The sequence below is a fragment of the Flavobacterium helocola genome (assembly GCF_038289885.1).
Lineage (GTDB): Bacteria > Bacteroidota > Bacteroidia > Flavobacteriales > Flavobacteriaceae > Flavobacterium > Flavobacterium cheniae.
This window is the reverse complement of the sequence record NZ_JBBYHT010000008.1, coordinates 1-23,955: the sequence shown is the minus strand read 5'-3', so window position 1 is coordinate 23,955 and position 23,955 is coordinate 1. Positions and strand designations below refer to the sequence as shown.

At 30.9% G+C, this 23,955-nt stretch carries 26 protein-coding genes and 1 rRNA gene; 11 read left to right on the top strand and 16 right to left on the bottom strand.

The genetic code is table 11. The features are described from left to right. The first annotated feature begins 10 nt into the window (after window positions 1-10). From AAEO58_RS12840 to AAEO58_RS12820, 5 genes are all read left to right on the top strand, one after another. On the top strand, window positions 11-301 hold the full coding sequence (locus tag AAEO58_RS12840; RefSeq protein ID WP_341683805.1) for a helix-turn-helix domain-containing protein: 291 nt from the start codon (window positions 11-13) through the stop codon (window positions 299-301). Window positions 302-307: 6 nt separating this feature from the next. Continuing rightward, entirely contained in the window at window positions 308-1,558 is a 1,251-nt protein-coding gene (locus tag AAEO58_RS12835) for a type II toxin-antitoxin system HipA family toxin (RefSeq protein WP_341683804.1), read from the top strand. Window positions 1,559-1,631: 73 nt separating this feature from the next. Then, complete coding sequence (locus tag AAEO58_RS12830) at window positions 1,632-1,919, top strand: DUF6922 domain-containing protein (RefSeq protein WP_341683803.1); 288 nt, start codon at window positions 1,632-1,634, stop codon at window positions 1,917-1,919. Between the two features lie 251 nt (window positions 1,920-2,170). After that, complete coding sequence (locus AAEO58_RS12825; RefSeq protein WP_341683802.1) at window positions 2,171-2,665, top strand: helix-turn-helix transcriptional regulator; 495 nt, start codon at window positions 2,171-2,173, stop codon at window positions 2,663-2,665. Continuing rightward, complete coding sequence (locus tag AAEO58_RS12820; RefSeq protein ID WP_026726488.1) at window positions 2,665-3,309, top strand: nucleotidyl transferase AbiEii/AbiGii toxin family protein; 645 nt, start codon at window positions 2,665-2,667, stop codon at window positions 3,307-3,309. The genes AAEO58_RS12825 and AAEO58_RS12820 overlap by 1 nt, the downstream gene beginning before the upstream one ends. A gap of 31 nt (window positions 3,310-3,340) precedes the next feature. On the opposite strand, the gene AAEO58_RS12815 is transcribed toward AAEO58_RS12820, so the two are convergent. From AAEO58_RS12815 to AAEO58_RS12770, 10 genes are all read right to left on the bottom strand, one after another. Then, on the bottom strand, window positions 3,341-5,605 hold the full coding sequence (locus AAEO58_RS12815) for a multicopper oxidase domain-containing protein (RefSeq protein WP_341683801.1): 2,265 nt from the start codon (window positions 5,603-5,605) through the stop codon (window positions 3,341-3,343). Between the two features lie 62 nt (window positions 5,606-5,667). Next, window positions 5,668-5,889 carry a heavy-metal-associated domain-containing protein gene (locus AAEO58_RS12810; RefSeq protein WP_341683800.1) on the bottom strand — a complete coding sequence of 74 codons (222 nt, stop codon included), beginning with the start codon at window positions 5,887-5,889 and terminating at the stop codon, window positions 5,668-5,670. A 12-nt stretch (window positions 5,890-5,901) separates the two neighbouring features. Then, window positions 5,902-8,322 (bottom strand): heavy metal translocating P-type ATPase, encoded by a 2,421-nt coding sequence (locus AAEO58_RS12805; protein WP_341683799.1) that lies wholly within the window; start codon window positions 8,320-8,322, stop codon window positions 5,902-5,904. Between the two features lie 79 nt (window positions 8,323-8,401). Next, window positions 8,402-8,962, bottom strand: a complete 561-nt coding sequence (locus AAEO58_RS12800) for a helix-turn-helix domain-containing protein (protein ID WP_291251911.1) — start codon at window positions 8,960-8,962, stop codon at window positions 8,402-8,404. 12 nt (window positions 8,963-8,974) lie between these two features. Next, window positions 8,975-9,715: a DUF3347 domain-containing protein gene (locus tag AAEO58_RS12795; protein WP_341683798.1), complete on the bottom strand. Its 741-nt coding sequence runs from the start codon at window positions 9,713-9,715 to the stop codon at window positions 8,975-8,977. 18 nt (window positions 9,716-9,733) lie between these two features. Then, window positions 9,734-10,552: a hypothetical protein gene (locus AAEO58_RS12790; protein WP_341683796.1), complete on the bottom strand. Its 819-nt coding sequence runs from the start codon at window positions 10,550-10,552 to the stop codon at window positions 9,734-9,736. After that, complete coding sequence (locus tag AAEO58_RS12785; RefSeq protein WP_341683795.1) at window positions 10,552-11,049, bottom strand: heavy-metal-associated domain-containing protein; 498 nt, start codon at window positions 11,047-11,049, stop codon at window positions 10,552-10,554. Before AAEO58_RS12785 ends, AAEO58_RS12790 begins: the two co-directional genes overlap by 1 nt. 1 nt (window position 11,050) lies before the next feature. Next, window positions 11,051-11,515: a TlpA family protein disulfide reductase gene (locus AAEO58_RS12780; RefSeq protein WP_341683794.1), complete on the bottom strand. Its 465-nt coding sequence runs from the start codon at window positions 11,513-11,515 to the stop codon at window positions 11,051-11,053. 6 nt (window positions 11,516-11,521) lie between these two features. Next, window positions 11,522-12,358: a DUF3347 domain-containing protein gene (locus tag AAEO58_RS12775; protein ID WP_341683793.1), complete on the bottom strand. Its 837-nt coding sequence runs from the start codon at window positions 12,356-12,358 to the stop codon at window positions 11,522-11,524. Between the two features lie 212 nt (window positions 12,359-12,570). After that, window positions 12,571-12,948 (bottom strand): hypothetical protein, encoded by a 378-nt coding sequence (locus tag AAEO58_RS12770; RefSeq protein ID WP_341683792.1) that lies wholly within the window; start codon window positions 12,946-12,948, stop codon window positions 12,571-12,573. 428 nt (window positions 12,949-13,376) lie between these two features. On the opposite strand from AAEO58_RS12770, the gene AAEO58_RS12765 reads away from it, so the two are divergent. Then, window positions 13,377-14,099: a class I SAM-dependent methyltransferase gene (locus tag AAEO58_RS12765; RefSeq protein WP_341683791.1), complete on the top strand. Its 723-nt coding sequence runs from the start codon at window positions 13,377-13,379 to the stop codon at window positions 14,097-14,099. Window positions 14,100-14,101: 2 nt separating this feature from the next. Here the strand turns inward: AAEO58_RS12765 and AAEO58_RS12760 are convergent, their stop codons facing one another. After that, window positions 14,102-15,394, bottom strand: coding sequence for a hypothetical protein (locus AAEO58_RS12760; protein ID WP_341683790.1), 1,293 nt, complete (start codon window positions 15,392-15,394; stop codon window positions 14,102-14,104). 168 nt (window positions 15,395-15,562) lie between these two features. Between AAEO58_RS12760 and AAEO58_RS12755 the strand changes: the two genes are divergently transcribed. Both AAEO58_RS12755 and AAEO58_RS12750 read left to right on the top strand, forming a co-directional pair. Next, window positions 15,563-16,561, top strand: a complete 999-nt coding sequence (locus tag AAEO58_RS12755; protein WP_341683789.1) for a metal-dependent hydrolase — start codon at window positions 15,563-15,565, stop codon at window positions 16,559-16,561. A gap of 3 nt (window positions 16,562-16,564) precedes the next feature. Continuing rightward, window positions 16,565-17,122 (top strand): 2'-5' RNA ligase family protein, encoded by a 558-nt coding sequence (locus tag AAEO58_RS12750; protein WP_341683788.1) that lies wholly within the window; start codon window positions 16,565-16,567, stop codon window positions 17,120-17,122. Here the strand turns inward: AAEO58_RS12750 and AAEO58_RS12745 are convergent, their stop codons facing one another. The 4 genes from AAEO58_RS12745 to AAEO58_RS12730 are packed head-to-tail and all read right to left on the bottom strand — an operon-like array spanning window position 17,123 to window position 19,849. Then, window positions 17,123-17,341, bottom strand: coding sequence for a hypothetical protein (locus tag AAEO58_RS12745; protein ID WP_242004848.1), 219 nt, complete (start codon window positions 17,339-17,341; stop codon window positions 17,123-17,125). 4 nt (window positions 17,342-17,345) lie between these two features. Continuing rightward, window positions 17,346-17,879, bottom strand: coding sequence for a hypothetical protein (locus AAEO58_RS12740; protein ID WP_341683785.1), 534 nt, complete (start codon window positions 17,877-17,879; stop codon window positions 17,346-17,348). Between the two features lie 10 nt (window positions 17,880-17,889). After that, window positions 17,890-18,270: a response regulator gene (locus AAEO58_RS12735; RefSeq protein ID WP_341683783.1), complete on the bottom strand. Its 381-nt coding sequence runs from the start codon at window positions 18,268-18,270 to the stop codon at window positions 17,890-17,892. Further along, a complete protein-coding gene (locus tag AAEO58_RS12730; RefSeq protein WP_341683781.1) occupies window positions 18,263-19,849 on the bottom strand; it encodes an ATP-binding protein in 1,587 nt (528 codons plus the stop codon). The genes AAEO58_RS12735 and AAEO58_RS12730 overlap by 8 nt, the downstream gene beginning before the upstream one ends. Window positions 19,850-20,038: 189 nt before the next feature. On the opposite strand from AAEO58_RS12730, the gene AAEO58_RS12725 reads away from it, so the two are divergent. The 3 genes from AAEO58_RS12725 to AAEO58_RS12715 all read left to right on the top strand — a co-directional run bounded on the left by AAEO58_RS12725 (window position 20,039) and on the right by AAEO58_RS12715 (window position 22,918). After that, complete coding sequence (locus AAEO58_RS12725; protein WP_341683780.1) at window positions 20,039-20,671, top strand: Crp/Fnr family transcriptional regulator; 633 nt, start codon at window positions 20,039-20,041, stop codon at window positions 20,669-20,671. Next, window positions 20,671-21,447: a sulfite exporter TauE/SafE family protein gene (locus AAEO58_RS12720; RefSeq protein ID WP_341683779.1), complete on the top strand. Its 777-nt coding sequence runs from the start codon at window positions 20,671-20,673 to the stop codon at window positions 21,445-21,447. The genes AAEO58_RS12725 and AAEO58_RS12720 overlap by 1 nt, the downstream gene beginning before the upstream one ends. A 61-nt stretch (window positions 21,448-21,508) precedes the next feature. Then, entirely contained in the window at window positions 21,509-22,918 is a 1,410-nt protein-coding gene (locus AAEO58_RS12715; protein WP_341683778.1) for an MBL fold metallo-hydrolase, read from the top strand. 955 nt (window positions 22,919-23,873) lie between these two features. On the opposite strand, the gene rrf is transcribed toward AAEO58_RS12715, so the two are convergent. Beyond that, window positions 23,874-23,955: ribosomal RNA gene (gene rrf, locus AAEO58_RS12710) — 5S ribosomal RNA — on the bottom strand; the annotation flags it as partial.

Below are 23,955 nucleotides of genomic sequence, written 5' to 3'. Positions count from 1 at the left end.
TCATTTTTTTATGAATACTAAAAAGCAATCTATTTTTCCGAAGTACGATTTGATACTTGAAAAAATGGGAGAAAATATAAAAGTAGCCCGTAAAAGACGCAAATTAACCACGACACAAGTTGCTGAACGTGCTGATATATCACGTTCTACATTATACTTAATTGAATCTGGAAATTCAGGTGTAGCAATGGGAGCTTACTTTAATGTATTGAGAGTATTAGGACTTCAAGATGATTTTTTAAAGTTAGCTGCCGACGATGAATTAGGCAGAAGATTACAAGACCTGGAACTTTTAAAATAATGAAATATGGCACTAAATAAAACTGACATATATGTTTATGCCGATTGGATAGGTATGGAGGAACCTAAACTTATTGGAGTATTATCTGCTCAACAAGCGAAAGGTAAAAAAGCTTTTAGTTTTGAGTATGATGCTTTATGGCTTAAAACAGGACAAAAGTTTTTATTAGATCCAGACATAAGTTTGTTTTCAGGTTCTCAATATCCAAATCAAAAAGAAAACTTTGGTATTTTTTTAGATAGTATGCCCGATACATGGGGAAGAACACTGATGAAACGTAAAGCAGCACAATTAGCTAAAGAAAATAATGTAAAGACACCAACTCTTTATGATATAGATTTTCTTTTAGGCGTTTACGATGAAAGCAGAATGGGTGCGCTACGCTTCAAAATTGATCCAAATGGCGATTTTCTAGATAATAACAAGATTGCTTCAACTCCACCTTGGTCGTCAATTAGAGAGCTTCAAAACGCGGCTGAAAACATTGAAGATGATAAAGACAATGATGAAATAAGAAAATGGCTTTCAATATTAATTGCACCTGGTTCTTCTTTAGGAGGAGCAAGACCCAAAGCCAATATCTTAGATACGGATAAAAGTTTGTGGATAGCCAAATTTCCATCAAAGTCAGATACAATAGATAAAGCAGCATGGGAATACTTAGCCTATGAATTAGCAATACAAGCTGGAATTGACATGGCTCCATGTCGTATAGAAAAAATAATGGGTAATTATAATACCTTTTTCACGAAACGTTTTGATAGAGAAAATGGGGAAAGAATTCATTTTGCATCTGCAATGACTATGACTGGAAATAATGAAGAAACAATAAAAGACAATCACCCAAGTTACTTAGAAATAGCTGAATTTATTAGTAACTATGGTGTAAGTATTGAAAAAAATCTGCATCAATTGTGGCGCAGAATCGTTTTTAATATAAGCATTTCAAATACAGATGATCATCTTAGAAATCATGGTTTTATATTAACTAATGAGGGTTGGATATTATCTCCTGCATATGATTTAAATCCTTCAATTGACAAAGATGGATTGTCATTAAATATTGACATGTATAACAATGATTTAGATTTTGAATTAGCTAAAAGTGTTGGAGAATACTTCAGGCTAAATGAAAAACAAATGAACACTATAATTAATGAAGTTAGTAGTGTTGTAAGCAAATGGAAAGAAATTGCAAACAAAATTGGAATTTCAAGAAGCGAACAACAGTTAATGGAAAAAGCGTTTAAATATTAATTTAGTAGAATTAAATTCGATTCTAAGAAAACGTAAATAAAATTCATTAAACAATATTTCATAAGTTTATATTATGAATAAACAAGTTGACATATCAACTATCTTCCCCAAACATTTGTTTTGGGATATAGATTATAGTAAACTAAATATTGATAAGGATAAAGACATTATAATCCCAAGAGCTTTGTATGCCACAATTCCAGAAACTTTTGAAAAAGACATACAAATATTAGAAAGTCTTTATTCCAGAGAAGACATCGTTGAATACCTTAAAAGCACAAAAGAACTTATTACTAACTCAGTATGTGAAATGGTTGCTAAAAGATATAATATAGCCGCATTTTATCGTTTCAAAATATAAAAAACTTAACTATAACAGAAAAATTGTAAATTTGTAAAAAATAATTTTTCCCCTTAATAATTAATTTTTGTAACACCTCGAGTACACCTCCACCTTCTTTAACCCTTATGAATAATAAGAAAAAAGATATTGTATCGGCAAAATAGAAAGAAATTTCTTACTTTTTATTAATTCATCATAAATATCATCTTTAGTTCTAAACTCTGGCAACATTCTTGCAATATGTAAACAAATTTGTTTACATTTGTATTATGAGTTTTGAACTAGAAAAATATAAAGGTATTCATCCAGGAATCATTTTAGAGCGTTTATTAGCAAAAAAAGAGATTTCTCAGCGTCCTTTTGCCCTTTCTATAGGAGAACATCCACAAACCATTAATGCTATTACTAAAGGCAGAAGAAGTCTCAATACTGCATTAGCTTTAAAAATTGAAGCAGCACTCGGTTTAGAAGAAGGTTCAATGGCATTTCTTCAAACTTTTTATGAAATAGCTGAAGAAAAAAAGAAATCACTCCATACTCCTAACTTATCTAATCTAAGAAAATCACTTTTTTGGGATACCGATATTTCTAAAATTAACTGGGATAAGCAATACAGAGCAATTATTCAACGTGTTTACGAAAGAGGAAATGAAACCGAAAAAAAAGAGCTAGAAGCATTTTACGGTTTACCTAAGATTAGTGTGGCTCTTCAAAACTCAAGAAGAAAACCTTACACTATTAATGAAAACAAACAAAAAGCATAATGCTCTATTACAATACCGTAAATGATTTGCTAAAAAATAGTCTCATTACTCTAATGGATGCTCCTATTTTTCAAAACTTTAGATTAGTTGGTGGTACTGCATTAAGTCTTCAAATTGGGCATAGAGAATCCATAGATATTGATTTATTTAGTGATGCTGAATATGGTACATTAAATTTTAAAGAGATTGAAGATTTTTTGAAAAACAATTTTGACTATGTTGATTTTTTAGATGTTCCACCTGCAATGGGGAAGGCATATTTCGTTGGAAATAATGAAAATAACACTATAAAATTAGATATATTTTATACCGATACATTTATTCAACCTTTTATCGAAGTAGATGGAATAAGAATGGCTACTATTGAAGAAATTATTGCTATGAAGATAGATGTCATTCAAAGAGGCGGAAGAAAAAAGGATTATTGGGATTTACATAATTTACTTGATTCCTATTCTATAAGCCAAATGATAGAATTACACGAACAAAGATACCCTTATAGCCATGATAAAGATTTAATCATTCAAAACTTTATTTCTTTTGAACAAGCTGATGATGATTTTGACCCAATTTGCTATAAAGGAAAATATTGGGAGTTTATAAAAGAGGATTTTGAAGAAATAATAAAAAATAATTTTAGATAAAAAAGAGCACAATTGAAAGCGCTCTTTTCTATTAATAATTTAAATTCAACCCTACTCCAAATCCCATATCGCTATCATAATGTGTTCTTAGGCTGAGATTTCGTTTTAGAATATATCGTGCTTCTAGCATATATTCGGTATCAGTATTGACCATGAACCCCATTCGTAAACGTTTGGAAACTGGTATATCTTCTCGCATTAATTGTAATCTTAGATTTCCGTCATGAAACACCTCTGCTTGAAACTGAACTAACATGGGTAAGGTATAGGCAAATCCGGCACTGAAAACAGCTCTATGGTCTTTGGTGTTTTTTTGTCCGAAAATGTTTTTTTCAACTTCGCCTTCCATGTCGCGGTAACGCCAGTCAAAACCTATGAAGGGCATTAACCATTGCATTTTTCCAATATATCTTCCTAAATGAAATTCTGCTTCATAACCGTGCATGTCATTGTATCCTAAACGCCATTCTGCACCTAAACTCCATCGTGTATTTTGAATCATTGCCATACCATCGTTTCCATTAGTAGCAAAATCGTTTTCTGCCATGATATGAAAAGCTCTGTCATCTGCGTACAATTTGCGTTGGGCTAATTTTGGATTAGGAATTAATGGGTTTGATTCTTGATTTTCATACGTAAAAATTCTACCCATACCTGCCATCATGTGATACAAGATGTGACAATGAAAAAACCAATCGCCCTCAACATTAGCATTAAATTCTACTACATTGGTTTCCATTGGCATTAAATCCATTACGTTTTTTAAAGGTGCATAATCCCCTTGTCCGTTAATGATTCTAAAATCATGTCCGTGTAAATGCATGGGATGACGCATCATGGAACCGTTGTAGAGCGTAATTCTAACATTTTGACCTTTCTTTATTAAAATTTTATCGGTTTCTGAAATTACTTTGTTGTCCATGCTCCAAACATAACGGTTCATATTTCCAGTAAGCTCAAAACGAAGTTCTTTAACTTCTACATTTTTTGGTAGCGCTGTTTTTTCTGTGGCTTTAAGCATAGCATAATTAAGTGTGGTGATGTTCGCCAATGCATTAGCATCATACTTATTATGTTTTGAATGTTCTTGATGCATTTCCGTTTTAGGAGTTGCTTCTTTACTTTTTTCTATTTCTTCACCAGTAATTTCAGGATACATAACTACGTTCATATCCATTTGATTTAAAGACATGCTCATTCCCATATCGTCTAACTCACCGTTCATTTTCATCATATCGTTCATCATCTTCATCCCTTCAAAATATTTTAATTTTGGCAAGGGTGAAATCAATTGTTTGATACCATTTCCAATGTAAACTGAAGCCGACTTTGTTCTATCTTCGGCAGTAGCTAAAAATTCATATGACGTATTATCGGCTGGAATTGTGACTATGACATCATAGGTTTCTGAAACAGCAATTAGTAATCGATCTACTTCCACAGGTTCTACATCATTTCCATCACTAGCAACCACTGTAATTTTTCCACCTGCATAGGTCAACCAAAAATAAGAGGAAGCACCTCCATTGGCAATACGAAGTCGGACTTTATCTCCTCCTTTGAACTGAGCTAATTGACTTTCGCTTTTTCCGTTCATTAGAAACTTTTCGTAATAAACATCACTCACATCCATAGCATTCATGCGTTTCCACTCGTTACCTAATTTTGTCTTGAAATGCCCTTGCTTAATGGCTTCACTATAACTTTGTGTGGAACCCTTTTTTATGGCAAACCAATCGGAAGCGTTGTGCAACATTCGGTGAACGTTTTCTGGTTTTAAATCGGTCCATTCGCTTAAAATTAAAGGAACTGTTGGTAAATCATCGATACCTTTTCTAAAAGTAGGATCGTTTTCTTTTTTATTCATAATGAACATACCATACATTCCGATTTGTTCTTGCAATCCAGAATGCGAATGATACCAATGCGTTCCGTTTTGGATGATGGGAAACGTATATTTATGGGTTGTGCCAGGTTGAATGGGCATTTGGGTTAAATTCGGCACACCATCTTCTTTATTGGGTAAAAATAGTCCGTGCCAGTGCAACGAAGTGCTTTCCTTTAATTCGTTATGGACATATATTTCGGCAATATCACCTTCTGTAAAAGTTAAAGTTGGCATTGGGATTTGACCGTTGACTGCTATGGCTCTTTTTTCTTTTCCCGAATAGTTTACAATCGTGTCACGCACATACAAATCGTATCGCACTATTTTTTGAGCAAATGAGTTGGGTATCGAAACTAACATAAGTAGCATAGTTACCACTATTCTTGAAACACTTTTTTGTTTTTTCATCTTTATATTTTCAAAGATTAATAAAAATGCCACCTTACTTTGTTTCAAGTAGCACTAAAGACTTATGAATTGATTTTTTCGATTTTAAAACCTGCTTTTTCCACCGCTTGCATAATTTCCTTTTCTTTCTCTGATGAAGCTTCAACGGTTAGTATTTTTTCTTTGTTGTGAATATCAACTTTCCAATTTTCAATTGCGGCTACTTGATCTAATTCTGGTGTTACTTTGGCTACACAGCCCATACAATTGATATTTGTTTTGAATTTTAATGTGTTATTTTTCATTTTGATGTTGTTTTAATTGTTAAAATATTTTAATCGTAAACTATTCGCAACCACGCTTACACTACTTAATGCCATAGCAGCTCCAGCAATCATTGGATTTAATAAAAACCCATTTATTGGATATAAAATTCCGGCTGCAAGTGGAATGCCAATAATATTATAAATGAAAGCCCAGAAAAGGTTTTGCTTAATGGTATTCACGGTTTTTGCTGAAATCTTTATTGCCAATGGAATTTTAGAAAGATCAGATGAGATAATGGTCATCTTGGCTACATCAATAGCGATGTCACTTCCTTTTCCCATCGCGATACTTACATTAGCTTGTGCTAAAGCGGTACTATCGTTGATACCATCACCCACCATAGCTACTATTTTGCCTTTTGCTTGTAGCTCTTTTACAAAATCCGCTTTATCTTTTGGTAAAACTTCTCCTTTGAAATTGGTAATTCCTACTTTTTCAGCAACAGCTTTGGCTGCATTTGCATTATCACCTGTTAGCATATACACTTCAATATTCATTTTTTGAAGTTCTTGAATGGCTTCTATGGAGGTTTCTTTGATTTCGTCGGCAATGGCTAAAACGGATAACGCATTTTTAGCATCGGCAAACCAAATCACGGTTTTAGCTTCTAATAGCCATTTTGAAGCTTCATGATCTAGTTTTTCAGAAATACTTATACCATTTTCAGAAAGCAATTTTTTATTTCCAACAAAATAATATTCTTCTTTATAGTGGGCTTTCACCCCTTTTCCTGTGATGCTTTCAATGTGATTTACATTTACCGAATTTTCATCTTTATAAAAACTTACAACTGCTTCTGCCAACGGGTGTTCCGATTGTTTTTCGATAGCTATCAAAATTTGTTTAGAACTATCATTTTCTTCTGCCCAAATAACATCGGTTACAGTGGGTTTTCCTTTGGTTATTGTACCCGTTTTATCTAAAATAATGGCATTGATTTTTTTAGATAATTCCAAGCTTTCAGCATCTTTGATTAGAATTCCTTCCTCTGCTCCTTTTCCAACACCAACCATAATGGCTGTAGGTGTGGCTAATCCTAAAGCACATGGACATGCAATTACTAAAACTGTCACTAAAGCTAACAATCCTTGAGTGAATCCATTTTCACCACCCCAAATTATCCAAGCAATAAGTGATAGTACGGCAATTCCGATGACAATTGGAACAAAAATACTCGCTATTTTATCTACCAATTTTTGAACAGGAGCTTTACTTCCTTGTGCTTCTTGCACCATTTTAATAATATGAGAAAGCATGGTATCGGCTCCTACTTTTTCCGCTTTGAATTGAAAACTTCCTTTTTGATTAATCGTTCCCGAAAACACTTTGTCATTTGCCTCTTTTCTCACTGGAACGGGTTCGCCACTTAACATACTTTCATCTACAAAAGAACTTCCTTGTGTCACCATTCCATCAACCGCTACTTTATCTCCTGGCTTAACTATGATGGTCATTCCAACTTCAACTTGTTCAATAGGTAATGCTATTTGATTCTGTTCAGTATCTAATATGTTAACGGTTTTGGGTTGTAAGCCGATTAACTTCTTAATTGCTGAAGATGTATTTCCTTTAGCATTCTCTTCCAGTAACTTACCTAATAAAATAAAAGCAATTACTACTGCTGCAGATTCAAAATAAACATGAGCGTGTAATCCTTTTGAATGCCAATAATCTGGGAAAAGAGTATTGAATACACTAAATATATAAGCAACACCTGTACTTAATGCAACTAGTGTGTCCATATTGGCAGACCCATGTTTAGTTTGCTTCCAAGCATTTATAAAAAAGTCTTTACCAAAACCTAAAATTACAGGAGTTGATAACACCCACATAATGTAATTAGCGTAAGGAATATCCATAAAAAACATGGCTATAATTACTAGTGGTAATGTCAAAAAAACAGCTCCAATTGTTTTCTTTTTTAGTAAATTATATTTTTTTTGGTGAAGTTCTTCTAAAGTTTCAGAATTTTCATTTCCTTCCTCAATAAATAAATCATAACCAATGCTTTGAACTGCTTGACGCATTTGATTTACTGTAACTAAACTCGGAATATATTCAACTGTTAAAGTGGCTGTTGCATAATTAACTTGTGATGAAACAATACCAGGTAAAAATTTTACGATGCTTTCTGTACTAATCGCACATGAAGCACAAGTCATTTGAAGCACCGGAATTGTCTTTTTTATTGTTGTTACTTCATATCCTAAATCACGAATAGTTTTTACAACATTCGGAATAACTTCTTCAGGTTTATCTGTTTCAATAACTGCTCGATTGTTATTTAACTCTACAGTATGACTTGTAATGTTTTTTACAGACTGTATACCTTTATCAACTATTAAAGCACAGTGCTCACTCTCAACATTTTCAAGAGGAATGTAAATCTGTTTTCTTGTTTCAGTTTTCATCTTTATAAGTTTTATTGGTACAAAGTTCTGATGATTTGCTTAAGTTGACTTGTATAATTATGGAAATGATTTACACTATTTATAATTTATCGATTTGCGTTCGTTTAGCTTCTTTTATTTGTTTGAAATGCGTTGGTGTAAAACCAGTTATTTTTTTAAATTGGTTACTTAAATGTGCTACACTACTGTAATTAAGTAAATCAGCAATTTCACTAAAACTTAATTCATCATAAATAATAAGCTCTTTAACTTTTTCAATTTTTAGATTTATAAAATACTTTTCTATACTAACACCTTCAATCTCTGAAAATAAATTACTTAGTTTACTGTAATCTTGATTTAGGTTTTCTGAGAGAAATAACGATAGATTTTTATCTAAATCTGCATTTTTATTTTGAACCAAATCAATTAATTTATTTTTGATAAGTTCAATTATTCGACTTCTTTTATCATCAATTACTTCAAAACCAAACTTCTCAAGATTTAATTTAATATCCTTTTTTTGAATATCTGTAATCTCTTGATTCAGTTCAATTTCTCCTAATTCAACTTTTACTAGTGAATAGCCTAAATTTTCGATTTCATTTTTAACAACCATTTTACAACGATCGCAAACCATATTTTTAATATAGAGTTTCATTGCCTTTTTATGTTAGAATGTCTTTTTCAAACTACCACAACTCAACATTTCAGCACCATAATAAGGGTTTTTAATTTCCTTAACCTCACTTATCCAAATAGCTCCTTTACCATCATTTGCCATGGGACAGAAATCTTGATATAGTTTTTGCTTTGAACCAAAGGTTATGATTAAATCATTAATGTTATTACTTAGCATAATAAAATGCTCTCTTTGATTATGAATTTTGCCAGAATTATCTCCGATATGCTTTGCATGAACGCTACCCTTTTCTAGTATACTCAAAAGTTCATTTTTTAATTTTGTATCAAGAGAAGAAGTATCAGTACTATTAAATGTTTTTAATAAACTTTTTCCAGCTATAGCAGCTGCTTTACTATCATCTTTTGTCAAAGCATTTTTAAGTTTTAAATAGTTAGCAATAATTTCTGATGTTGAAAATTGTTTTGTTGATTCTTGAGAAACTTCCGTCTTTTCCTGAACATTTTGAGCTTCAACTGTTGTTGTATCTTTATGTTCGTGTGAACCATCATTGTGATTATGTGTTGCTTCTTTTTGTGGTACAGGCTCTGTTAATTCCATTCCACATTTTGAACATTCTTCACCCTTTTTTCCTGTAATTTCTGGATGCATAGAACAAGCATACAATTCGTTCGAAGTTGATTTTGTTTCTATACCATCGGTTTCTTTTGCTTTATGATTGCAAGAAGTTATTATAATTGCTAACAACGCTGTAATAAATAGTGTTTTCATGATAATTGATTTTTAAAATTAATTACTTTGCTTTTTTAAATTGAAGAAAGTATAATACAAATTAAAATATACTCCATTTGGCGCCGAACGCACCATTGAGCTCATTAACTCATGTCTGTAAGCTACATCTACTCTCGCCTGACTATTAAATATAAATTGAATTACAGGCACAACATCCAAATATGATTTACCGTTTTCGTTAATGGTTTGACCTGCAAATTCAACCATTAAATTGATATTGGTTTGTTTGAAACTAGTGTACTTTTTAGGGTACATTAATTTTCCAAAAGAAAGAGTGTAATTAGTGGCATTATCTCCTAATTCGCTTGGAAATGGATAATCTGGTTTGTTATCAAAAGCTTTCTCAAAACTAATTGATGAACTAATTGCTAATTTTTTAATCAGTTTAGTAGCCACAATTCCAGATTCAAAACCCGTATTATGTCCCATGACTTCAATTTGTTCCTGATGTATGTCGGCATTATTGAAACTATATCTTCCAAAAGCTGCCATACGGAAATGACTGTTTAAATCATCTGTAGAATAAAAACGATATTTGGCATAAAAGCTTCCTCCCTCTGTTACTAAATCATTACTTCTGTTACTCACAAAAGCAGATGCACGAACCATCAAATTTTTATTAATCCCATATGTAACTTCGGGCATCAGATGATAACTATATCCTGATTTAAATTCTTCTTTAAAACGTGATTGAAGCAGGTTAACACCTAATGAGTTTGCCGGAACATTACTAGCTGGATCTGTTATTAGAAACAACTCTTGACTTACACTCGTTTGAATAGTTAATAGAATAATTAGAATAAAAAAATTTCTCATTAGTTTAAAATTTTAATATGAAAATCATCTTCACTGTTTGCAACATAAGTCGCAATTTCCTTATATGATTTTGATAATTTTTTAAACTCTTTTTCTGTAACATAACCTTTATCTACTACTTGAAATTGAACAACTTCAGTAACACCTTTTTTGTCATTTACTAAAATGTAAGGACTTTTACTAATGGTTTCAGCTTTTGCAGTTATCACTAATGATCCAATAAAAAAACCTGCTTTTTCTACTTTTTCTTTAAATGTTTTTGGACTTAATTCATTTCCTTCTTTAAGAGTTACAGTAAATGTATTGGTATTTAAATCAGTTTCAACATTGGTAACTTCTGGTAATGCTTTAAGTTGTTTGTTAATCGCATTTGAACACATTGAGCAAGTTAAACCCGTTGCTCTAATTTCTGCTTTAACAATTTGTGCATTACTTTTTATTGAAAACATCAAAACCATTGATGCAACGACCATATATACTTTATTTATTTTTTTCATTTTACTTTTCTATTAATTTAATTATTTCTTCTTCTGTTGGATTTTTTGCAATTAGAATACCTTCTTCATTGAATAAAAATTTCGATGGTAATTCCTCTACACCAAATTGTATTGCTGTTTCAGCATCAAAACCTTTGGAATCTATCAATTGGGTAAATTTAATTTTATCTTTTTCAACAGCTTTTAGCCATTTATTAGTATCTGTATCAATTGAAATTCCGATAATCTCCATTTTATCTGAACTAACTTTATTATGTAGTTTTACTAACTTTTTATTGCCTAACCTACAAGGAGCGCACCATGATGCCCAAAAATCAATTAATACATATTTCCCTTTAAAAGATGTAATATTTACCTCTGTATTACTAGTACTTTTTAATGCTATTGATGGTATTGTATCTCCAACATCAATCTGTGCAGTGGCTATATTAGTAATTAAAAAAAATGCAAAAATTATTCTTCTCATTTTAGATTATTTAATAGTTTCTACCGTTTTTCCACAAGTTAACATCATTGAGCCGTAGTAAGGATTTTTTACTGCATTTTCTTTACTTAACCAATTTGCACCTTTACCATCATTGTACATAGGGCAATGTTGGAAATAAACTGGAACCTCATACTTTGCAACTTTTAATAATGAATAAATGTCTTTTGATAATGTTGTAAAGTGATTTCGTTGTTTATTAATATCTTTTGATTTTGAAATCAGTTCAGTATCTTTTTTAATTTGATTTACAACTTTCATCCAAACCATATGAACATCCATATCCAATTTGTCCATTTTAACATTGTTTATTGCAGTTAGTAATTCCTTTGAAGCGATAGAAGTTGTATTTCCATCAGAAGAAATCAAAGCATCTTTTACCACAAAATAGTTATCAAAAACAACTTTAAGTTGGTTAACTTCTTGAGCTTCTATTTTTGGCGTTTCAGTATGATTTAAATGATTATTATGATTTCCTGTTGTTTCCTCCACTTTGACTGGAACTTTAGCAACTCTATCATATTGACAACATCCATGAAGATTGTCATAGACATCATTCGGTGCAAGAAACTTATCACTATCATATCCTGCTAATGCTATTCTTTTTAGTATTTCGTCTGGATTAGTTTTAGTAGTATCATAAGTTAAAGTAGCCATTTTCGAATCTTGATCCCAATCTACTTTAGCTACTTTTTTGATATTTCCAGCATTTTCGATTTTGGTTTCACACATTCCACAATTACCATAAATGGTAACGGTTTCGGTTTTAGCATTTTTTATTTGTGCATTGATTGTAATAGATAGCAATACAAAAGTTGCTATCATTATATTTTTAAATGAATTTTTCATTTTAATAATGTATTAGTATCAAAGTGAATTCCTTTGATAAGTTGATAAAAAAATAATGAATTACAGTTTAGAAGTCTATCGGTTTGAAATAATTAATAATAATTATAAAAACGGAAAGTAAACTGAATGATTGATCTGATAGCAAAATGCTATAAATTTGACACACTAATGGCTGTCAAAAAAAGAATTTAGCCTATTTTAGGTATTAGCCAAATAGAATGAAAACCATCTGAGATTGATGGTGCCGTGTATGAAAACTTAACTTTCTCTATTGAAGAATATTGAATAAAGTTAATTTTAAAAGTAATTTCTGGTAAAAAAATGATTGAAGAAGATGGACAAGTCATAGAACAACCACAATTTGAGTGACCACAATCACCTTTACATCCCTTTTCATCTTTGCTTTCAGAACTGTCATTACTACAACAACATTTCTTTTCATTTTTGTTAGATGAAACTTCTTTTTCACAAGAATGTTTTGAATTAGAGTTACCACAAGCCATAGCAGCACTAGGCATTAAAAACATGCCTAATAAAACTATTAATATTATGTGATATTTTTTCATTTTTAACTTTAAAACATCACAAATGTATAAAAAATGAATTGTTGTTTGTATAAAATATTGTTAAATAGAATTCAAAAGCATTTGTTAACTCCAATTTACTTTTAAATAATTGTATCCATTTTAAAATTAAACAACTATTTTTTAATCCAAGATCTTTATTTTTTTACTTATTTTTGTTAAAGTTTTAAAACTTAAATAAAATTAATTTTTGTAACACCCCGAGTACACCTCCACCCTCTTTAACCCTTATGAATAAAGAGAAAAAAGATATTGTATCGGGAAATAAAAAAACACTACTCTTAATTATCCTTTGATGATATCTGTTCTTTCAAACGAACCACTTATCCTTCCGGATTTTTTTATACTTTTGCAACGTAGCCCTATCATCTATTTATAAACCAAACCTTCTTTTGTAATAAACACTTAAGATGAACGATTACCAAATTATTTTTCAAAAAAGAGCTGCCGACTACCATTATGCCATGCAACAGTTTCCTGAAGCTAGAAAGCATGAATTTGACAACTTATTTTCAGGAATAAATTTTGAAAATGATGTTCATTTGTTAGATGTTCCTTCAGGTGGCGGTTACTTACGAAATTATACTCCAAAGAATACAAAAGTTACTTTAGGTGATTTCTCAGAAGGTTTTGCCATTGATGAAATCCAACTAGTAACTCCAGAAAAATTATCATTTGAATCAAACACTTTTGATGCTGTTTTTTCATTAAGTGGTATGCATCACTTAAAAAATGTTCCTCAATTTATTAGAGAATGTCTTCGTGTTACCAAAACAGGTGGATCATTCATTTTTGCTGATGTAAAAAAAGGAACGAGTGTAGATGTGTTTTTGAACGAATTTGTAAATACTTACAATTCTTTAGGTCATAAAGGTGATTTTTTCCTAGAAACTTCTTTTGAGGCTTTTGAAGATATTCAATCCTGTATCAGTATTTGTGAATACAAAGAATATCCTTTTCAGTTTGCTACTGTATCGGATATGGTTACGTTTTTTAAACTGTTCTTTGGACTAGATAAAGCGGATGATCCAACAATATTACATGGCATAGAACAGATTTTAGGGACGAAAACCACTGATAAAGGTATCGAAGTAAATTGGGGTTTACTCCTATTCCAATTAAAAAAAGCATAGAACTAATTTCTGAATTGATTTTGCAATCGAAACCACGAAGTTCTGATAGCGCTCTTAATTCCTCTTCTTATGTTTTTCCAACTTTTAGGTTTTGTTTGCAGTTGAGTAAGTAGGTTTTTTATTGCTTCTAATTTACTTATTTCTAAAGTTGTATCGTGAAATATAAATGGTTTTGTTTCTCTCTTAATCATTTCGTCGTAAATTTCTAACCAATAAAAATAAACCGCTTGATTAAACACTTGTTCCTGAATGACCTCTATTAATTTGTCGTAAAAAATTTCAACAGAATTATCTTTAGACGGAATCTCAAATCCAAATTCTCTTGGGTCTTTGCCAAGAATAATAAGTGACACTATTGCTCGATAGCATTTAGTACATTGTGAACAATTCAATTTAGTATTCAAATGGTGATAACAGACACGGAAAGGTGTTGGGATTTGCTTTTCTTCAAAATAATCACAAAGTAATCGCATCTTATGAAAACGATTCGCTTCTTGACCATGATGAATTACATTTGTATTTCCCCAAGCTATAAAATTATCAATATAACTCGAACCCCAAGGCATAGTTTCCTTAGATATATCTAATGTTGAACCGATATATACTTTGCCAATTTCATTTTTATAAGCAATAGGTGCTAAAAGCGATGTTAACGACAATCCGTGTTGAAGAAGTGTCCACCAATCTTGTGTATTGTTATAAATTAACTTTTCTACCTTAAATGCATAAAAATCACGCACATTACTTCTTAAAAAGTACTTTGTATTTTTTAAGGTTAGAGGTGATTTTCGGTTAACTTCCTGAACTTTTTCCCATTGAGACGTATTATCAATTTCAATATCGGCTCCGTGTATCGTTATCAACTGAATTTCATCGGTATCTAACCTCGAATAGGTATAAAGAGCATCTACTCCACCACTAAAAAGCATAGCAGATAGATTAGAATCATAAGTAATTACTTCTAAATTTTCTACTATTAACTGAGACTTTTTCGTAAGTATTTCGGGATAATATTTTGCAAACTCATGCTTAACCTTTTCAATACTTAGAAAGAAATTTTTATCTAATGTTTTAACTTTTAAAGTCGCTCCTAAAAACCAACATATTGGATAAACATTAGCAACATACGAAATATTTAAAATAGACTCTGGAATATTGTTTAAATCTATATCATATTGAACAAATAAATTTTCATTGAAATAGGGGTTTAGGCTTCCATCTGTTTCTTGAAGATATACGATTTTATTTTCACTTTTATTTATATCTGTCTTTTTTAATATGATATTTTTTGCCATTTTCTTTTAATTCGTAACTTTAGGGTGTTCCTATTTTCCAAATTTACAATTATCTATTAGCCAAACAAAAAAATTAATTAGAATTCTTAATTTTGAGAACCATTTACAATTATAAACTGAATTTGAAGTCTCTCATACATTTTAAAAAGAGATAAAACTAAGCCTCATATGGATTCTCTCACTCAAATAGTCCTTGGAATTGCCACAGCCGAATTGGTAGCAGGTAAAAAACTGCAAAACAAAACTTTTTTGTATGGCGCTATTTTAGGCACGATTCCCGATTTAGATATTGTAGTGGGAAAATTTTTAAGTGATGTTGAAGGCGTTGCGATTCACAGAGGTTTGAGTCATTCCTTTCTCTTTTTTGTTTTTTTGTCGCCAGCTTTGGGCTTTTTGATTTCTAAAATTGAAAAGAATAAAATCAGTTTTAAAAGCGCGTCATTATTGTCGCTTTCGTGCTTAGTTACCCATGTTTTGTTGGATGTATTTACCTCTTGGGGCACACAAATTCTTTGGCCTTTAAATTACCGATTTGCCTTGAAAACCATATTTGTAATTGATCCTTTATACACGATTCCGCTATTGATTAGCTTGATTTTTGTTTGGAAAAACAAAGACTCTCTAATTCGAAGAAAATATGTAATTCACGGATTAATTATAAGTTCTTCATATTTGCTTGTAACTTGCATTTTGAAACTTTTTGCTGTTCATCAATTCGAAAAAGCTTTACAATATCAAAATATAGCTCATCAAGAATTAATTGTAAAACCAACTGCTTTCAACTGTATTCTTTGGAACGCTAATGTATCCACTTCAAAAGGATATTATCTTGCTGATTATTCTCTATTTGACTCCCAACCGATTCAGTTTGTTTTCTATTCTAAAAATAGAGAATTGGAAGAAAAATTGGTAAATTCGAATGATTTCCAGCAACTTAAAAAAATAAGTGAAGGTTGGTATTTGGTTTCCGAAGAAAATAATCGCTTATATTTTAATGATTTACGTTTCGGTTTGTTGAATGATACACCTAAAAATCCCCAGTTTGCTTTTAGTTACCAAATGATTCCAATGTCTGATGGAACATATAGAGCTAAGGAAGTTCCAAAAGCCAAACGAGATGGAAAAGCATTGCTACAAAAGATTTTTACACGAATAAAAGGTAATTAATGTATGGCAAAATATTCAGTAGTTTTTCATCCATCTGAAACTGTCATTAAAGCGGTTAAAGAGCTCAAAGAACAATTGAGCAATAAAATTGGTTGGTTTCCGAGTAAGAATTCCTTGGCGCATATAACTATTTGTGAGTTTGATTACGAACTAGCTACTTATGAAAATATAAAATCCCGAATCACAGCTTACTGTCGTTATCAAAATCGTTTTGATGTTACTTTTAACTCATTTGAAAATTTCACGAATGGTGCGTTTTTTATTGCTCCAGATATCGAAAGTAAAACCAAAATGGCTGAAATCATGAAAGAAATTCCAAAACAAATTCAATTTTCTGTTAGTCATAAAAGTTCAGAACCGCATATTTCTATTGGAAGACAACTTAGCAAAGAACAGCTTAAAGAAGCCTACAATTTGTTTCAAAAAATTCACTTAAACTTTACTTGCGAAGGTATAACGATTCGTATTTTTAATCCCGAAAGAAAACAATATGACGTTTTAGAAACAATACCTTTTTTGAGCGAAATGAAACCTGAAAAAGAACAATTAACCTTATTTTAATTATTCTTTCGTACTCATTTTAATCTGTAAATGATTCAATAATACTTGATATTTACTAATTTCTCTCAATACGAATACATCATCAGTTTCGTCCATCATGTCGTCTAAATCATCACTTACCTCAATTAATTTGATGCTGGCTTCAGAAAAATTCTTGATAGCCATGTTATCAATAATCAATTGAATATCTTTTTTTATTGTGGTAAATTGGTCTTCCATGATTTTAATATAACTCTTTTTTTATCGTTTGTAATGGGATGTTTGTGGTAATTAACTTCTGAATTATATCTCTTCGAAGTTCCTCCAAATCATTATAATCCAAATATTTCGCCCAAGCATCCGATTCTAAAATTTCTTTAATTTGTCTGATGATTTTTGCAGTTTCTGAAGCATTTCGCAAAACGGCATTTTCATCGTAGTTTGGATTGTTTTTGTGTTGAAAGGTTACTTCCTTAGTATCGAATTTTACTTCTACATAAAAAAAGTTTTCGGTTTCATTATTAGGATAAAAATCAGTCCATTTTGCATAACCAATTCGTTCTTTCTGATTTGGATTTTTAATTTCTGAAATTAATCTCCACCTACAATTTGCAGCTCTTCCCCAGTGATTGGAAATACGATAAACGCCTTCCTCAGTAAAACAATATTCGCTACCCGATTTGCTTTTGTAACTTGTTTTGATTTTAGAAATCTTATTTGGTTCTATTTCAATAAATTCACAAAATGTATACTTATGAAAATTGTTTTTGTTATACATTTAAAAAAATTCAATACGTTAAAATTAATTTTAGGTTTTCAAAATCTATAGGTTTTATCAAAAAGGATTTTACAAAACAATATTTTTTTGCGTTTTGTATATCTTTTGGATTTATGCTACTTGAAAGAATATAAATCAAAGGACATTTTACAAATTTATATTTTTCCCATTCATTTAAAAAATCCCAAGCATCCCAAATTGGCATATTTATATCTAAAAAAATGATGTCAGGAAAATGTGCGGAATTAGTATCATCAGAAAAAAAATCAAATGCTTCTTTTCCGTTTGAAAACTGAGATATTTCAAATTCTGAATTAATCTTATTAATTTGATATTTTAATGTAAAAATTAAAATAGGATCATCATCAATAATAGCGATTTTTTTAATCATTATTCTTTTTAAAATATAAATTAAACTTAGATCCAATATTTACTTCACTTTCCACTTCAATCCATCCTCCCATCGCTTCCATTTGATTTTTTGTAATAAATAATCCTAAACCTCTTGAATTTTCAGTATAATGAAAAGTCTTATACATTCCAAAAATCTTGTCTTTATAACGAGATAAATCTATCCCAAGTCCATTATCTTCAAAACTTAGTTTTATATAGTTTTCTTCGTCATGACTTACTATCCTTAAAAACTTGTAATTTGATTCTCTAGAATATTTAATTGCATTTGAAATTAGATTTTGAAAAACCGAATCTAAATATTCCGCAAAACCATAAATTTCAATAGATTCATGAACATTAATATCAACTGAAATATTGTTTCGATTTAACTCAAGCTGAAATGTATCAATAGACTTTTTTATAAACTTTTTTAATTTAAATTTATTTAATTCATCCTTATTTGAACTATACAACAGAGCAACATCCGATAAGTTATTTGTGGTCTCAATCATATTTTCAGAAGCTAACAATAACATTTTAAAAAATTCATTTTCTTTAACGGGATATTTTTCTCCTATTAAATGAACTAATGAGCTAATATTAGTTGAATGCGATCTCAAATTATGTGAAACAATATGAGCGAAATTTTGTAAACGCTCATTTTGCGATTTAGATAAATTAAGAAGTTTTAGTAAATTTGACTCTGTATTTTTTTGATGAGTGACATCCCTTCCATAAAAATAGTAATTATCTTCTAAGAAATATATTCTCCAAATAATCTCCTTGAAAACAAAATCATTATCTTTCATTTTACAAACAAAATTATCAGAAATACTCATTTTTAAAGCCTTATCAACCTGTAAATCAACAACTTTTTTATCTTCGCAAAACACAAAATCTAAAAAATTTTGTTCATCATTAGTTAATTCATTTTTACCAAAATTTTTGGACCATGATTCATTTGAATTAATTAGGTTTAATTTTAAATCCGTTACAACAATTAAATCCTGAAAAAATTTAAAAAAATCTTCTAAATTACTATTCTTCGCATGTAATAATTTTGATTGTTCAATTAGAATTATATTAGTTTTTCTTAAGTTCAGTAGATTCATAACTTGACTAGCAAGTCCCTTTAGAGAATACAATTGTTCCTCTGATAATTCTATTAAATCATCATGAAAAACACATAATGTACCTAAAGCAAAACCATTCTCTGATCGCAATGGAACACCTGCATAAAAAACAACATTTGGATTTTCAACAACAAATGGGTTATCAAAAAAAGTTGAACTTTTTCTAGCATCCTCTACAATATAAACATCTTTATTTTCAACAATTACATGACCACAAAAACTTACGTCTCTATGTGTTTCATTAATAGCAATTCCACATTTTGATTTAAACCATTGTCTGTCTTTATCAATAAGAGTAATCAACGAATATTTTGTATTGCATATTTGAGAAGCTAGATGAGTGATATAGTCATAATCTTTTTCTTCGAAAGAATCAAGCACCTTAAATGAATACAATTCATTTAATCTATCGCCTTCATTATTTGGAATCAAAGGTGCTTTCATTTTTTTGAAGTATTTAAAACATATCAACTAAATTTACTAAATTATTTTTTAAATAAATTATTTTTTCTTCTTTTTGCTTAAAAAAATCGACCAAAAGCTACTATAAGAATTTTTATTCTAATTTTATTTGTAACTTTTGTTACCAAATAAAATTAGAATATTAGAGTATCTTTACAAAAAGGATTACAAATGAGAGATATTTTAGATCAAGCGTACAGCTATATTTTTGAAGAAGCTTTATTGGACGAAATTGCTAAAGTAGCAGTTTATAAAGAATTTAAAGCCGATGATTACCTAATTGAAATTGGAGATTACATCAAAACGATGCCACTTTTATTAACTGGCGCGATTAAAATATTGAGAGAAGATGAAAATGGCGATGAATTATTGTTGTATTTCTTAGAACGTGGCGATACTTGTGCCATGACCTTAACCTGTTGTATGGGACAATCGAAAAGTCGTATTCGTGCCATTGCTGAAACCGATGGTGCTATGCTAATGATTCCTGTAGAAAAAATGGAAGAATGGTTGACCAAATATAAAACGTGGAGAAACTTTGTTTTTGATAGCTACAATGTCCGTTTAAACGAAATGTTAGAAGCGATTGACACCTTGGCTTTCATGAATTTAGACGAACGCTTGTACAAATATTTAACCGATAAGGCAAAAGTAATTGGCGATACCGAAATCAAAAATACACATCAAGAAATCGCTTACGAAATGCATACATCAAGAGTCGTAATTTCCCGATTATTGAAAGCGTTAGAGTTGCAAGGAAAAATCAAATTACACCGAAATAAAATAGAAATCCTTCAATTCTAATGGAGATTTTAGGCTATGTTGGCGCATTATTTATTGGATTAGTTTTAGGACTAACAGGTGGCGGTGGCTCTATTTTAACGGTTCCGATTTTGGTGTACTTAATGAGTGTAAGTCCTGTTACGGCAACAGCTTATTCGCTTTTTATCGTAGGAACTACTTCTACTTTTGGCGCGATTCAAAACTACCGAAAAAACTTGGTAGACATCAAAAACGGATTCATTTTTGCGATTCCGTCTTTCATAGCCGTTTACTTAACCCGAAAATTTATAGTTCCAAGAATTCCTGAAATCATTATTGAATCACCAATTCTCATCACAAAAAACACGTTTTTAATGCTGTTTTTTGCAGTAATTATGGTTTTTGGAGCACTTTCGGTACTAAAAAAGAAGAATCAAGACACTAATAATGAAGAAAATAGAAATCTAATTTTAATCGGAATTCAAACCTTTATTATCGGAATAATCATTGGATTAGTTGGTGCTGGCGGTGGATTTTTAATTATTCCATCGTTAATTTTGTTTGCCAAATTACCTATGAGAAAAGCCGTTGGGACTTCCCTATTCATCATCGCAATGAACTCATTGGTAGGATTTATCGGTGATGTGCAGAATTTGGAAATCGATTGGATCTTTTTGTTAACGTTTTCAGCAATTTCGGTTGTGGGAATATTTATTGGAATGTACCTCACAAAATACACGAATGAAAGCCAATTAAAAAAGATTTTTGCTTACTTTGTATTGGTAATGGCTGCCATTATCTTGTTAAAAGAAATGTAAATGTAACTTTGGGTACAGAAGAAATAAAATTTAGAACGTAAATTTGTAAAAAATATAGAATATGAAAATCGAACAAATATATACAGGATGCATTGCTCACGCAGCGTATTACATTGAAAGCAATGGTGAAGCAGCCATTGTTGACCCATTGAGAGAAGTACAACCTTATATCGAAAAAGCGAATAAAGACAACGCAAAAATCAAATACATTTTTGAAACGCATTTTCATGCGGATTTTGTTTCGGGACATTTAGATTTAGCTAAGAAAACAGGAGCTTCAATCGTTTATGGTCCAACCGCAAAACCAAATTTTGAAAGTATTGTAGCTACTGACGGACAAGAGTTCAAAGTGGGCGGAGTTACTATTAAAGCCATTCACACACCAGGACACACTTTAGAAAGTACATGTTATTTAGTTACTGACGAAACAGGAAAACAGCACGGAATTATCACCGGAGATACTTTGTTTATTGGTGATGTGGGTCGTCCTGATTTAGCTCAGGAATTAGTAGAAGATTTAACACAAGAATTATTAGCAAGCCATTTATATGATTCTTTACGCAATAAAATCATGCCGTTAAGTGATGATTTAATTGTATATCCAAATCACGGTGCTGGAAGTGCTTGTGGGAAAAACATGAGTAAAGAAACAACGGATACTTTAGGAAATCAAAAGAAAGTCAATTACGCTTTGAGAGCCGATATGACGAAAGAAGAATTCATCAAAGAATTATTAGACGGATTAACGCCTCCTCCAGCTTATTTTCCTCAGAATGTATTAATGAATATTCAAGGATATGAAAGTTTAGATGCGGTGATGTCAAAAGCAGAAACACCTTTACATCCAAAAGAATTTGAAGCGGTTGCCAATCAAACAGATGCTTTAGTTTTAGATGTTCGAAACGAGAATGATTTCGTAAAAGAACATGTTCCTGGCTCTATATTCATAGGATTACATGGACAATTTGCGCCTTGGGTTGGAGCATTAATCAGAGATACAAAACAACCAATTTTATTAATTACTCCAGAAGGAAAAGAAGTAGAAACCATCACTAGATTATCTCGTGTAGGGTTTGATAACACCTTAGGATTCTTATTAGGCGGAATCGAAGCATGGAAAGCCGCAGGTTACGAAACCGATAGCATTGAATCCATTTCACCAGAAGTTTTCGCATCAAAATACGAAACCGCACCAGTTATCGACTCAAGAAAACCGGGAGAATATACAGCCGAACATGTTGTAAATGCTAAAAATATTCCATTAGATTACGTTAACGAACAATTAGCCGAAGTACCAAAAGGTGAAAAATTCTTCATTCATTGCGCAGGTGGCTATCGTTCTGTAATTATGTCATCTATCTTGAAATCAAGAGGCTATCACAACATGATAAATGTAGAAAAAGGAATGACAGGCATTAGAACTACAGACGTTCCTTTAACGGCATATGTTTGCCCGAGTACATTGAAATAAAACAATTTAAGATAAAATACGAAATCCGACTTTAGATGAGTCGGATTTTTTTATGGGCGTTCCCCAAGGGTCGGGCTTTCCGCAATCGCTTTACTTAAAATTCTTAGGCATTTTAAGTAAGAGCTCAAACAATTACTCCTATCCCTAACGCGGAATTGGTTTTCAGTCAATATTTATTGAAAAATAATTTATAAATTGCAAAAAAATTAATTTAATATTCAGAATTAATTTAATTACATACAAAAATCTTGTAATTTCCTTAAAATGAAAAAATTCATTCTCTTTATTTTCTTGACTTTCCTTGGTTGCAAAAGTGTAAATTATCACAAAGAACTTTCCAAGGTATCAAGTATTAACTTAAATAATAAATATCAAAAGATATTTATTATAAGTTAAACAATTCACTTAAAGACTCTAAATCTATTATTTACTATTACCAACCTAGTTTTAATTTTGATTCAAATGATTTCAGTGGGGTAATTTATGACTTAAATTCAAGTAAATTCTACTATATCAACATAGAAAATAATAAAATTGAAATTAATGAATCTTCTAATAATCCATATTCTAATTACCATAAAAACAACATCTTATTCTATTTAGATAACAACCAATTTAAATTTACAAGTATTTCTGATAGTTGTTTTTATTCAGGACCCAAGATATATGATCATATATTTGAAATAAATTTAGAAAATACATGTAGTAATAAAGAAGTAATTTTTAAAAATTTTTATCCATGTCTAGAATAATTTATAACTAAAGTAAAATTTCTATCTCCAGATCGTGCTCACAAAACAAACGAAATCCACGAGCGAGACGCTCGCGTTAGCCTTTCATGAAGTATAAAAACAACAAAACCACCCTATTGAGGTGGTTTTTTATATTTAGAGTCCCATCGGGGCATTTATTAATAACAAAAAAGCCCTATCATTACTGATAGGGCTTTTCAAAAGAAAGGCGGCGACATACTCTCCCACATAACTGCAGTACCATCTGCGCAATCGGGCTTAACTTCTCTGTTCGGAATGGGAAGA

Excerpts from the sequence above, each read along its gene's own strand:
- AAEO58_RS12840 (WP_341683805.1), top strand. The coding sequence starts at position 11 with ATGAATACTAAAAAGCAATCTATTTTTCCGAAGTACGATTTGATACTT.
- AAEO58_RS12835 (WP_341683804.1), top strand. The coding sequence starts at position 308 with ATGGCACTAAATAAAACTGACATATATGTTTATGCCGATTGGATAGGT.
- AAEO58_RS12830 (WP_341683803.1), top strand. The coding sequence starts at position 1,632 with ATGAATAAACAAGTTGACATATCAACTATCTTCCCCAAACATTTGTTT.
- AAEO58_RS12825 (WP_341683802.1), top strand. The coding sequence starts at position 2,171 with ATGAGTTTTGAACTAGAAAAATATAAAGGTATTCATCCAGGAATCATT.
- AAEO58_RS12820 (WP_026726488.1), top strand. The coding sequence starts at position 2,665 with ATGCTCTATTACAATACCGTAAATGATTTGCTAAAAAATAGTCTCATT.
- AAEO58_RS12815 (WP_341683801.1), bottom strand. The coding sequence starts at position 5,605 with ATGAAAAAACAAAAAAGTGTTTCAAGAATAGTGGTAACTATGCTACTT.
- AAEO58_RS12810 (WP_341683800.1), bottom strand. The coding sequence starts at position 5,889 with ATGAAAAATAACACATTAAAATTCAAAACAAATATCAATTGTATGGGC.
- AAEO58_RS12805 (WP_341683799.1), bottom strand. The coding sequence starts at position 8,322 with ATGAAAACTGAAACAAGAAAACAGATTTACATTCCTCTTGAAAATGTT.
- AAEO58_RS12800 (WP_291251911.1), bottom strand. The coding sequence starts at position 8,962 with ATGAAACTCTATATTAAAAATATGGTTTGCGATCGTTGTAAAATGGTT.
- AAEO58_RS12795 (WP_341683798.1), bottom strand. The coding sequence starts at position 9,715 with ATGAAAACACTATTTATTACAGCGTTGTTAGCAATTATAATAACTTCT.
- AAEO58_RS12790 (WP_341683796.1), bottom strand. The coding sequence starts at position 10,552 with ATGAGAAATTTTTTTATTCTAATTATTCTATTAACTATTCAAACGAGT.
- AAEO58_RS12785 (WP_341683795.1), bottom strand. The coding sequence starts at position 11,049 with ATGAAAAAAATAAATAAAGTATATATGGTCGTTGCATCAATGGTTTTG.
- AAEO58_RS12780 (WP_341683794.1), bottom strand. The coding sequence starts at position 11,515 with ATGAGAAGAATAATTTTTGCATTTTTTTTAATTACTAATATAGCCACT.
- AAEO58_RS12775 (WP_341683793.1), bottom strand. The coding sequence starts at position 12,358 with ATGATAGCAACTTTTGTATTGCTATCTATTACAATCAATGCACAAATA.
- AAEO58_RS12770 (WP_341683792.1), bottom strand. The coding sequence starts at position 12,948 with ATGAAAAAATATCACATAATATTAATAGTTTTATTAGGCATGTTTTTA.
- AAEO58_RS12765 (WP_341683791.1), top strand. The coding sequence starts at position 13,377 with ATGAACGATTACCAAATTATTTTTCAAAAAAGAGCTGCCGACTACCAT.
- AAEO58_RS12760 (WP_341683790.1), bottom strand. The coding sequence starts at position 15,394 with ATGGCAAAAAATATCATATTAAAAAAGACAGATATAAATAAAAGTGAA.
- AAEO58_RS12755 (WP_341683789.1), top strand. The coding sequence starts at position 15,563 with ATGGATTCTCTCACTCAAATAGTCCTTGGAATTGCCACAGCCGAATTG.
- AAEO58_RS12750 (WP_341683788.1), top strand. The coding sequence starts at position 16,565 with ATGGCAAAATATTCAGTAGTTTTTCATCCATCTGAAACTGTCATTAAA.
- AAEO58_RS12745 (WP_242004848.1), bottom strand. The coding sequence starts at position 17,341 with ATGGAAGACCAATTTACCACAATAAAAAAAGATATTCAATTGATTATT.
- AAEO58_RS12740 (WP_341683785.1), bottom strand. The coding sequence starts at position 17,879 with ATGTATAACAAAAACAATTTTCATAAGTATACATTTTGTGAATTTATT.
- AAEO58_RS12735 (WP_341683783.1), bottom strand. The coding sequence starts at position 18,270 with ATGATTAAAAAAATCGCTATTATTGATGATGATCCTATTTTAATTTTT.
- AAEO58_RS12730 (WP_341683781.1), bottom strand. The coding sequence starts at position 19,849 with ATGAAAGCACCTTTGATTCCAAATAATGAAGGCGATAGATTAAATGAA.
- AAEO58_RS12725 (WP_341683780.1), top strand. The coding sequence starts at position 20,039 with ATGAGAGATATTTTAGATCAAGCGTACAGCTATATTTTTGAAGAAGCT.
- AAEO58_RS12720 (WP_341683779.1), top strand. The coding sequence starts at position 20,671 with ATGGAGATTTTAGGCTATGTTGGCGCATTATTTATTGGATTAGTTTTA.
- AAEO58_RS12715 (WP_341683778.1), top strand. The coding sequence starts at position 21,509 with ATGAAAATCGAACAAATATATACAGGATGCATTGCTCACGCAGCGTAT.